Source organism: Bacillus sp. FJAT-27916, from assembly GCF_001183965.1.
Lineage (GTDB): Bacteria > Bacillota > Bacilli > Bacillales > Pradoshiaceae > Pradoshia.
Genome location: NZ_LFZV01000001.1, coordinates 2,559,478 through 2,570,325, shown reverse-complemented (window position 1 = coordinate 2,570,325; position 10,848 = coordinate 2,559,478). Strand labels below are relative to the sequence as shown.

Here is a 10,848-nt window from a genome sequence, read left to right as displayed (position 1 = left end):
AAGCCCGCTCCTTTCTACATAAGTATAAGTAGGCGGGGCAGGTGCTGTCCCTTGCTTTATTTTCATTCAACCATGTATATTCAAACTAAAGGTTTAAAATCATTCTGTGAGACGAACAATATGGATAATTTAACGATCAATCTCATATAGGGAGGTCAATGTTATGGCCGTAGTAACTGAAAGAACGATAAAGCATCAAGGTGTAACTGTCCACTTTGTGCCTACGAGCAAGTACAAGACAAATACTTTGGTATGGAAAATGAAAGCCCCTTTAAAAGAAGAAACCGTTACACTTAGGGCGCTTCTTCCCAATGTACTCCAAAGCAATACGGAAACATTTCCCACCTCAACTGCCTTCCGAAATCATCTTGACGGGCTATACGGGGCCAGCCTTTTTGCGGATGTAGGAAAAAAAGGCGAATATCACATCATGAGCTTTCAAATGGAGATGGTCAATGAAAAGTATCTATCCCATAAGGAGCCGTTACTCGAGCAAGCATTTGGGCTTTTAGCAGAGGTTTTGACGAAACCAAATGCCAAGGGAGGTCAATTCGACTCCAATACGGTTGCAAAGGAAAAGAGAGCGCTTAAACAGAGATTAGAATCCATCTATGATGATAAAATGCGCTATTCATCCCTTCGATTGACACAAGAGATGTGCGTGGAGGAGAATTACCGACTTGATGCAAACGGAATTGCCGACAGAGTTGAGGAGATTACGCCTGAATCCCTATATGCCTATTATGAACGTGCTTTCGCAGAGGATGAACTGGATTTGTATGTAATCGGGGACATTGAAGAAGAGCATGCAATGGATGTGGTCAACCGCTACTTCCAATTCGGTGAAAGAAAACCAGAGAGCGTATCGTACATAAATCATCAAGTACAAGAGGCGAAGGAGCTTCAAGAAATCCAGGATATAAAACAAGGAAAATTAAATATCGGCTACCGAACAAATATTACGTACAAGGACCCGGACTATTTTGCCCTGCAAATGTTCAACGGCATATTTGGCGCCTTCTCTCATTCAAAGCTGTTCATTAATGTACGTGAGAAAGCGAGCCTTGCTTATTACGCAGCTTCCAGGCTTGAAAGCCATAAAGGACTGCTTATGGTTATGTCCGGAATTGACAACAAGAATTATGAGCAGGCCGTTACAATCATTAAGGAACAAATGGAAGCAATGAAGCGCGGTGATTTCACGGAACAGGAAATCGTGCAAACAAAGGCGATCATTAAGAATCAATTGCTGGAAACGATTGATACCTCACGGGGGCTGACAGAGGTCCTCTATCATAATGTTGTGGCAGATCAGGATATTACGCTCGATGAGTGGCTCAGGCGCGTAGATGAAGTGACTAGAGAAGAGATTATTGCCTGCGGGGAGAAAATTGTGCTCGATACAATCTACTTCCTTCATGGAATGGAGGTGGCTGAATAATGGAAAAACAAATCTTTGAACAGCTGCAGGAAGAGCTATATGTTGAACAGATGGATAATGGATTATCGGTTTATATATTGCCGAAGCCTGGTTTCAACAAGACTTATGCCACTTTTACAACGAAATACGGCTCCATTGATAATCATTTCAAAGAACCAGGGGTAGAGGATTTCTCACGCGTGCCGGACGGCATCGCTCATTTTCTTGAGCACAAGCTGTTTGAAAAAGAGGATGGTGACGTATTCCAGCAATTCAGCCGACAGGGAGCTGCGGCTAATGCATTCACCTCCTTTACACGTACAGCTTACTTATTTTCCAGTACCTCTGATGTCGAAAAGAATCTTGAAACCTTGATTGATTTTGTGCAGGAACCGTATTTCTCTGACCAAAGCGTGGAAAAAGAGAAAGGAATCATCGGACAGGAAATCATGATGTATGATGATAATGCTGATTGGAGGCTTTATTTCGGCATTATCGAGAATCTGTATCACAATCATCCAGTCAAAATCGATATTGCTGGTACGGTTGAATCTATTGCTGGAATTACGAAAGAGCTGCTCTACCAATGTTATAATACCTTCTATCACCCAAGTAATATGCTCCTTTTCATCACGGGGCCGGAAGATCCGGAAACAATCATGAAGCTTGTCCGGGATAATCAGGCGAAAAAGGAATTCACGAAACAAGGAGAAATCAGCCGCAAATTTGATGATGAACCGACATCAGCAGCGATTAAGGAGCGCTCCATCCAAATGCATATACAGTCACCTAAATGTGTCGTCGGTATAAAAGCCGCTGACACAGATCTGCAAGGGATGGAAATGCTTAAACAGGAGCTATCAATCGGCCTGTTTCTCGAATGCACCTTTGGCAAGAGCTCTGAGTATTATGAGAGCCTGTTTGAGTCAGGAATAATCGATAATTCCTTCTTTTATGATTATACACAGGAATATGGCTTTGGCTTTGGGATGATCGGCGGTGATACACGGGAGCCTGATCAATTGGCTGAACGAATTAAATCCATCTTATTTGAAGTGAAAGAGGGCGGATTCTTGACGGAAGAAAAGCTCGATGCCGTTAGAAAGAAACGAATTGGCGGCTTTCTTCGCTCATTAAATTCATTGGAGTCCATCGCGAATCAATTTACACGGTATGCTTTCAATGAAATGGAGTTATTTGATGTCGTTTCTGTCCTTGAGGAATTGACATTGGCCGACGTGCAGAAGGCGGTTGACGGGTTGATTGAGAAGGACCGTCTCTCTGTTTTTCAAATACTTCCTTCTTCATCTTGAAGACTTTCTGTTCCATATGCTTGGTTCACACCAGCATATGGAACAGTTTTTTTATGCAGCAGAGTCAGAAACAATTTACCAATTGAGATTGATGGTTTTCCTTTTAGCCGCCAACCTTTATAATGAAAAGGATTGTTAGTGTTTATTGAAGTAAGGGGTATGGTAAGATGTCAGAAAAATTCGCGCTCATCACGGGTGCCAGCGGAGGAATCGGCCGTGCTATTGCCCGCCGGATGGCATCAGAGGGCTGGAATCTATATTTACACTATCACCAAAACGAAGCCGGAATTCATGCACTAGAAAAAGAGCTCGAGCAGTATTCGGTTAAGATAGAATTGATTCAGGCTGACTTGAGCTGCCAAGATGGGCATCTGCCTATTGTGAAACGGGTTTCAGACCTTGATGCGGTGATTCTGAACAGCGGTGACAGCTATTTTGGCCTAGTGACAGATATGTCTGATGAAGAAGCCCGGAGGATGATAACGCTCCATGTGACAGCCCCGTTCTTAATTTCGAAAGGGCTGTTAGGCAGGCTTATTCAAAAGCGGGCTGGGAATATTATTGCTGTTACATCTATCTGGGGGGAAATAGGTGCCTCCTGTGAAGTGCTATACTCTATGGTTAAAGGCGGGCAGAATACGTTCGTGAAGGCACTGGCAAAAGAAGTAGCTCCCTCAGGGATACGAGTAAATGCCGTATCACCGGGTGCGATTTCAACACCGATGCTCGCTCATTTTGACGAGGAAGAATTGAGCGGATTGGCTGAAGAAATTCCAATGGGAAGACTTGGCCGTCCTGAGGAGGTAGCAGGTGCGGTATCCTTCCTGCTATCAGAGGATGCTGCCTATATGACAGGGCAGGTTTTGTCTGTGAATGGGGGATGGAGCACAGCCTAAAGTGTCAGATTGGTTTTTTTACTTTTCAGTCCACTGGAAATCAGATATGATTAGACTTAAGGAAAATATTGAGGGAATTTGTCAAATGATTTTTCCTTTGGAGGGGACGAAATGGAGAAGAAAGAATGGTATTTTGAGTACGAGATTCAAATTAACCGTCCCGGTCTGCTAGGGGACATTTCGTCATTGTTGGGGATGCTTTCCATTAATATCGTAACAATCAATGGTGTTGATGAAGGACGGAGGGGCATGCTCCTTCTCGCGAAAGATCATCGTCAAATCGAGAGGCTCGAATCAATTTTAAATACAATGGACACGATAAAGGTAACGAAATTGAGAGAACCCAAGCTGAGAGACCGCTTAGCTGTCAGACACGGCCGGTACATACAACGTGACGCGGATGACCGCAAAACCTTCCGTTTTGAACGGGAGGATTTAGGGCTGCTTGTCGATTTCATGGCAGAGCTCTTTAAGCAGGAAGGACATAAAATGATTGGCATCCGGGGTATGCCGCGTGTTGGAAAGACCGAATCGATTGTAGCGGCAAGCGTGTGTGCCAATAAGCGCTGGCTGTTTGTGTCCTCGACCCTGCTAAAACAAACCGTGCGCAATCAATTGATCGAGGATGAGTACAACGAAAACAATTTATTTATTTTAGATGGAATCGTATCGACAAGAAGAGCTAATGAAAAGCATTGGCAGCTTGTCCGGGAAATTATGAGGCTTGATGCAATCAAAGTGATTGAACACCCAGATGTATTTATACAAAATTCTGAGTATACGATGAATGATTTTGATTATATTATTGAACTCCGCAATGACCCAAATGAGGTCATCACCTATGAGACTGTCAATAATCAGCCTCTTTTTGGTGAATCAGAATTTGGTTCGTTTGAATTTTAAGAACTATAGTGAGTAGAAGGTGTTTAAATGACTGAACTAGGAAAAATATTAAAAGAAGCTCGTGAAGACAAGGGGCTGTCATTGGATGATTTACAGCAAATCACCAAAATACAGAAGCGGTATTTAGTTGGAATTGAAGAGGGAAACTATGACATGATGCCAGGCAAGTTCTACGTCCGTGCCTTCATTAAACAATATGCAGAAGCGGTTGGCTTGGATGCGGAGCAATTATTTGCAGAGCATCAGACGGATATTCCAAAGGCAGTCCAGCAGGAGGAAGTTCCACAAAATCTTTCTCGTGTTCAATCCAAAAAGTCAACATCAATCGCTGTTCAGGACTCTAAATGGGTTGACCTTCTTCCGAAGATCTTGATTGCCGTTGTCCTAATCGCCGTTGCTGCGGTGATCTATTATTTCGTGGCCAAGGCAATCAGCAATAACGATGGAAGCGAAACGCCAAATGAAAGCAACCAGCAGGTTCAGGTTGAACAAGGAAAAAACAATGCTCCTGATACAGAGGAGAAGGCAACAGAGGAAACAACAGAAGACGAGAAGCCAGCCAAAGAAGATGAGGCGGATACTGAGGATGATAAAGAGAATGAAGCAGCTGCCGGTGAGCTCAAACTAGCCTCTTCAAGCGGTAATTCCTCCACATATGAATTATCGAATGCTGACGAGTTTAAGGTATCTGTCAAATCTACAGGCGAGACGTGGGTTACTGTGAGGGATTCAAACGGAAAGACGCTGTTTAATAATATGATTACAGCCGACAATCCTCAGGAATTTGACCAAACAGACGACACCAAAATCACCTTGAATATTGGACGCTCAACAGATACAGAAGTATATGTCAATGATGAGAAAGTTGACTATGCATCAGATTCCATCGTTCAAAACATTACCATTAATTACACGAAGGAATAACCGCAGGAGGTCATCAATGGTGATGGCCTTCTCATCTTTCCTTATACATAATAGGCAGGCATGCCAGGAAAATAAAAAGCAAAGTGAGGAACATCAAGTGAATTTACCAAATAAGATTACTGTATCAAGAATTTGTATGATTCCTATTTTCATCATCATCATGATGCTTGATTGGGGAGTTTGGACAATCAACGGAGTAGAGCTTCCAATCGCTCATTTTGTCGGTGCCCTGATTTTCATTATTGCCTCAACGACAGACTGGGTTGATGGATACTACGCTAGAAAGCATAACCTCGTTACCAACCTTGGAAAGTTTCTGGATCCTTTAGCGGACAAGCTGCTCGTATCTGCCGCTTTAATTATCCTAGTTGATTTGCATGCAGCGCCTGCATGGATTGTCATTTTAATTATCAGTCGTGAATTTGCTGTAACCGGCCTGCGTCTTATTTTGGCCGGCGGAGGAGAAGTCGTTGCTGCCAACCAGCTGGGCAAGATCAAAACATGGACACAGATTATTGCCATCTCAGCTTTGCTGCTTCATAATCTGCCGTTTGAATGGATTTCATTTCCGTTTGCTGACCTTGCCCTTTATGTAGCTTTATTCTTTACAATTTGGTCTGGGTGGGACTACTTTGCAAAGAATAAACATGCGTTTTCAAATTCAAAATAAGGGTATCATTCCCATATAATTCGCTGAATGGAAGGTGTATGGAATGAATGCTGAGATTATAGGCGTGGGTTCAGAATTGCTGCTTGGCCAGATTGCCAATACAAATGCGCAATTTATCTCCAAAGGCTTAGCAGAGATTGGTGTGAATGTTTATTTCCACACAGTGGTAGGAGATAATCAAGAACGATTGAGACAAGCCATTGAGACAGCGGAGCAGAGAGCTGACCTGATTATATACACTGGAGGCCTCGGACCGACCAAGGATGATTTGACGAAGGAAACCGTTGCTGAATACATAGGGAAGACCTTGATTACAGATTATAAATCAATGGAGAACATTGAAGATTACTTCGCGAAGGTCGGACGCCCGATGACGGAGAATAACCGCAAGCAGGCTCTCGTGATCGAGGGCTCTGAAATCCTGCCTAATAATCACGGTATGGCTCCTGGGATGGCCGTTTCTCATGGGAATATTATTCATGTGCTTCTTCCCGGGCCGCCAAGCGAAATGCAGCCGATGTATAAAGATTACTTAGAGCCATTTCTTTTGAAGGATATGGGAAGAAGGGAGCGGATCGAATCAAGAGTTCTCCGCTTTTTCGGAATCGGGGAATCCCAGCTTGAAACCGATATCGAGGATCTCCTTGATGCACAGACGAATCCGACCATTGCCCCTTTGGCGGCGAATGGAGAGGTTACTCTTCGAATTACAGCCAAGCATGAAACAGCTGCGGGAGCTGAAGAGCTGATCAGAAAGACAGAAGAGGAGATTCTCAGCCGTACAGGGCAATATTTCTATGGGTATAATGATACAACACTCATGAAAGAAGCCATCGCCTTATTGAAGGAACGTGAATGGACAATCTCTGCAGCGGAAAGCCTGACAGGAGGCATGTTCCAGGAAGAACTCACACGAATTCCTGGAGCGGGTCTCATCTTGAAAGGCGGGATTGTCTGCTACACGAATGAAGCTAAGCAAAAACTCCTTCAAATCAAAGAATCAACCATTAACGAGCATGGAGTTGTCAGTGAGGCTTGTGCAATCGAGATGGCCGAAAACATCAAAAATCTGCTTGGCTCTGATGTCGGTATCAGTTTTACTGGCGTAGCAGGCCCGAATGAATTGGAAGGAAATCCGGTTGGGACTGTCTATATAGGCCTCTCTTTGCCAGGCAGAAAGCCTTTCGCCAAGAAATTAAATCTTGGCGGAATGCGTGAAGGAAACCGGGTACGCAGTATGAAATATGGCTGTCACTTCTTGGTGCATGAGCTGAAACAATAAGCAGGAATTGATTGATTATGAAGGCTCCCCGAGCGCAGCTTAGGATCGCCTCCGACTGAAACGAAAATCAACCCGTAAGATAACAGAGCTATTGTGAAAAGGGACTTAGAAGATGCTTCTTAGTTCCTTTTCTTTTTGTCTGCTGCAATGTTTCTTATTGTTTCTTAATCAAGTAAAATGAACATCCAGTTCATTTTTTGCTGGGAAAAGACAAATATATATAGGGAATATCGCCTTTTCAGCCTATATTGCTGGACGAAAACTATGCGAATAAATGTTCGGTTTTTTACTTGGCAAATGGACGTGGATGAGGTATAGTATAGATATGTTCTAACAAGATTATAGGCAATTGTTTTCATATAGATATGGGGAGGAAATAAATAGTGAGTGATCGTCAAGCTGCGCTGGATATGGCGCTAAAACAAATCGAGAAGCAATTTGGTAAAGGTTCAGTCATGAAATTAGGAGAAAGAGCTGACAGAAAGGTATCGACCATCCCAAGTGGTTCCTTAACATTGGATGCGGCTCTTGGTGTCGGCGGATATCCGCGGGGAAGAATCATTGAAATCTACGGACCAGAGAGTTCTGGTAAGACAACAGTTGCTTTGCATGCAATTGCTGAAGTTCAGGCTCAAGGCGGACAAGCAGCATTTATCGATGCTGAGCATGCACTAGACCCTGCTTATGCACAAAAGCTTGGGGTAAATATTGATGAATTATTGCTTTCACAGCCAGACACAGGCGAACAAGCGCTTGAGATTGCTGAAGCTTTAGTACGAAGCGGGGCAGTTGATATTATCGTTGTTGACTCCGTTGCGGCTCTTGTTCCAAAAGCAGAGATTGAAGGGGAGATGGGTGACGCTCACGTTGGTTTGCAAGCGCGCTTAATGTCTCAAGCTTTGCGTAAATTATCAGGGGCAATCAACAAATCTAATACGATTGCCATCTTCATCAACCAAATCCGTGAGAAGGTCGGAGTTATGTTCGGAAACCCTGAAACAACTCCTGGCGGACGTGCGCTTAAATTCTACTCTACAATTCGACTTGAAGTAAGACGTGCTGAGCAGCTGAAACAAGGCAATGATATCGTCGGAAACAGAACGAAGATCAAGATTGTCAAAAACAAGGTTGCGCCGCCATTCCGTGTGGCTGAAGTTGACATCATGTATGGAGAAGGAATTTCAAGAGAAGGAGAAGTCATTGATATTGGCTCAGAGCTGGATGTCGTTCAAAAGAGCGGTTCTTGGTATGCGTATAATAACGAACGCCTTGGACAAGGCCGTGAGAACGCCAAGCTATTCTTGAAGGAAAATCCAGATATCCGTGCGGAAATTACACAAAAAATCCGTGCAGAATATGGCTTAGACACTGATGCAGCTATTGAAGCATCTCGAGAAGATGATGAAGCACTAGATGGTTTCGACCTTTCAGAATAAGGAATTACTGTGAAAGAGGCAGCCGATTTTTTGGCGCCTCTTTTTTACCATCAGTAATTTAAGAGGGGTGCAAGAATAGAGCTGTCTTATTGAATCAGCGTAATTTTGTTTTCACAAATTTGAAAAGATGGAAATATCATGGAAAGAAACGATTGAGTGAATATAATTTCTTTATTTTCGGAAAATGAGCCTGAGTCGCGTTCTGACTTGCTCTTGACAACAAATTTTCATAACTTTACAATAGAAATGTATTAATTTCTTTTTAAAAGACATGCGTGATATTAATGATGCTGTATATTTTAAAAGCGATGTACAAGCAAGAGTGAAAATGTAGTAAAAGAGATTAAAAAAGATTATAGCAAGAGGAGGTGTATTGATGGATCCAATCACTATCATCTCCATTTTGCTTGGCCTAATTGTTGGTGCAGTTGTTGGCTATTTGTTAAGAAAATCCATAGCGGAATCCAAAATTTCCGGTGCAACAAATGCGGCTGAAAAAATTATTGAAGACGCAAAACGGGAAGCGGATGCCTTGAAGAAGGAATCCCTTTTGGAAGCAAAGGATGAAATTCATAAACTTCGGACTGATGCTGAAAAGGAGGTTCGTGAAAGACGAGCTGAATTACAGAGACAGGAAAACCGAATTCTGCAAAAAGAAGAGAATCTTGACCGCAAAGCAGATTCACAGGATAAACGTGAATCTGTTCTTGAGAAAAAGGAAGATTCTCTAAACCAAAGACAACAGCATATTGAACAGATGGAAAGCAAAGTGGATGAGATAATTCGAGCTCAGCAATCTGAACTTGAACGAATTTCGAGCCTGACTAGAGAAGAAGCAAAATCCATCATCCTTGATCGGGTAGAAAAGGATCTTTCACATGACATCGCGGTCATGATTAAAGAAAGCGAAAACCGAGCGAAGGAAGAGGCGGACAAAAAAGCGCGTGAAATCTTGTCACTTGCCATTCAGCGTTGTGCTGCTGACCATGTCGCAGAAACGACGGTTTCAGTCGTCAATCTGCCTAATGATGAGATGAAGGGCCGGATTATCGGACGTGAAGGGCGAAATATTCGTACGCTTGAGACGCTTACAGGGATCGATTTAATCATCGATGATACACCTGAAGCTGTTATTTTGTCAGGTTTCGATCCAATCCGTCGGGAAACAGCAAGGCTTGCCCTTGAAAAGCTTGTTCAGGACGGACGCATCCATCCAGCACGTATTGAAGAAATGGTGGATAAAGCCAGAAGAGAAGTGGATGAGCATATCCGCGAGATTGGAGAGCAAACCACATTTGAAGTGGGTGTTCATGGCTTGCATCCAGATTTAATTAAAATCTTGGGCCGCCTTCGTTATCGTACGAGCTATGGTCAAAACGTGCTTAAGCATTCCATGGAGGTTGCTTATCTCTCCGGTCTTATGGCCGCGGAGCTGGGTCAGGATGTTACCCTAGCTAAACGTGCGGGCTTACTTCATGATATTGGGAAAGCAATTGACCATGAAGTGGAAGGAAGTCATGTTGAGATTGGAGTCGAGCTGGCGACGAAATATAAGGAGCATCCGGTTGTCATCAATAGTATTGCTTCCCATCATGGAGACACAGAACCACAATCGATTATTGCGATTCTTGTCGCGGCAGCTGATGCATTATCAGCAGCTCGTCCTGGTGCGAGAAGCGAGACGCTGGAAAATTATATTCGCCGTCTTGAGAAACTCGAAGATATCTCAGAATCTTATGAGGGTGTTGAGCGATCATTTGCTATCCAAGCTGGACGTGAAGTGCGGATTATGGTCAAGCCTGAAAGCATTGACGATTTAGAAGCGCATCGACTGGCGCGGGATATCCGCAAACGGATAGAGGATGAGTTGGATTACCCAGGACATATCAAGGTAACCGTTATTCGTGAAACAAGAGCAGTTGAATATGCAAAATAAAGCGGTGATTTTCACCGCTTTATTTTTTTGAATAATCCCTTAGGCTAAGCTTTGTCTTTTGTGAGATG

General features: G+C 43.3%; 9 protein-coding genes. All 9 read left to right on the top strand.

Annotated elements, in window-relative coordinates; genetic code table 11:
• Positions 1–163: 163 nt before the first annotated feature.
• The 9 genes from yfmF to rny all read left to right on the top strand — a co-directional run bounded on the left by yfmF (position 164) and on the right by rny (position 10,780).
• A complete protein-coding gene (gene yfmF / locus AC622_RS12575; protein ID WP_049671370.1) occupies positions 164–1,441 on the top strand; it encodes an EF-P 5-aminopentanol modification-associated protein YfmF in 1,278 nt (425 codons plus the stop codon).
• The gene (gene yfmH / locus AC622_RS12570; RefSeq protein WP_049671369.1) at positions 1,441–2,733 is read left to right on the top strand and encodes an EF-P 5-aminopentanol modification-associated protein YfmH; all 1,293 of its coding nucleotides are present in this window, start codon (positions 1,441–1,443) and stop codon (positions 2,731–2,733) included. The genes yfmF and yfmH overlap by 1 nt, the downstream gene beginning before the upstream one ends.
• A gap of 167 nt (positions 2,734–2,900) precedes the next feature.
• Positions 2,901–3,629 (top strand): elongation factor P 5-aminopentanone reductase, encoded by a 729-nt coding sequence (gene ymfI, locus AC622_RS12565; protein ID WP_049671368.1) that lies wholly within the window; start codon positions 2,901–2,903, stop codon positions 3,627–3,629.
• 111 nt (positions 3,630–3,740) lie between these two features.
• Entirely contained in the window at positions 3,741–4,532 is a 792-nt protein-coding gene (locus tag AC622_RS12560) for a DUF3388 domain-containing protein (protein WP_049671367.1), read from the top strand.
• Between the two features lie 27 nt (positions 4,533–4,559).
• The gene (locus tag AC622_RS12555) at positions 4,560–5,456 is read left to right on the top strand and encodes a helix-turn-helix domain-containing protein (RefSeq protein ID WP_049671366.1); all 897 of its coding nucleotides are present in this window, start codon (positions 4,560–4,562) and stop codon (positions 5,454–5,456) included.
• A gap of 97 nt (positions 5,457–5,553) precedes the next feature.
• Positions 5,554–6,126: a CDP-diacylglycerol--glycerol-3-phosphate 3-phosphatidyltransferase gene (gene pgsA, locus AC622_RS12550; RefSeq protein ID WP_049672948.1), complete on the top strand. Its 573-nt coding sequence runs from the start codon at positions 5,554–5,556 to the stop codon at positions 6,124–6,126.
• A 43-nt stretch (positions 6,127–6,169) separates the two neighbouring features.
• Entirely contained in the window at positions 6,170–7,408 is a 1,239-nt protein-coding gene (locus AC622_RS12545) for a competence/damage-inducible protein A (RefSeq protein ID WP_049671365.1), read from the top strand.
• A 383-nt stretch (positions 7,409–7,791) separates the two neighbouring features.
• Entirely contained in the window at positions 7,792–8,844 is a 1,053-nt protein-coding gene (gene recA / locus AC622_RS12540; protein WP_049671364.1) for a recombinase RecA, read from the top strand.
• Positions 8,845–9,220: 376 nt separating this feature from the next.
• On the top strand, positions 9,221–10,780 hold the full coding sequence (gene rny, locus AC622_RS12535) for a ribonuclease Y (RefSeq protein WP_049671363.1): 1,560 nt from the start codon (positions 9,221–9,223) through the stop codon (positions 10,778–10,780).
• The last annotated feature ends 68 nt before the right edge of the window (positions 10,781–10,848 follow it).

Excerpts from the sequence above, each read along its gene's own strand:
- yfmF (WP_049671370.1), top strand. The coding sequence starts at position 164 with ATGGCCGTAGTAACTGAAAGAACGATAAAGCATCAAGGTGTAACTGTC.
- yfmH (WP_049671369.1), top strand. The coding sequence starts at position 1,441 with ATGGAAAAACAAATCTTTGAACAGCTGCAGGAAGAGCTATATGTTGAA.
- ymfI (WP_049671368.1), top strand. The coding sequence starts at position 2,901 with ATGTCAGAAAAATTCGCGCTCATCACGGGTGCCAGCGGAGGAATCGGC.
- AC622_RS12560 (WP_049671367.1), top strand. The coding sequence starts at position 3,741 with ATGGAGAAGAAAGAATGGTATTTTGAGTACGAGATTCAAATTAACCGT.
- AC622_RS12555 (WP_049671366.1), top strand. The coding sequence starts at position 4,560 with ATGACTGAACTAGGAAAAATATTAAAAGAAGCTCGTGAAGACAAGGGG.
- AC622_RS12545 (WP_049671365.1), top strand. The coding sequence starts at position 6,170 with ATGAATGCTGAGATTATAGGCGTGGGTTCAGAATTGCTGCTTGGCCAG.
- rny (WP_049671363.1), top strand. The coding sequence starts at position 9,221 with ATGGATCCAATCACTATCATCTCCATTTTGCTTGGCCTAATTGTTGGT.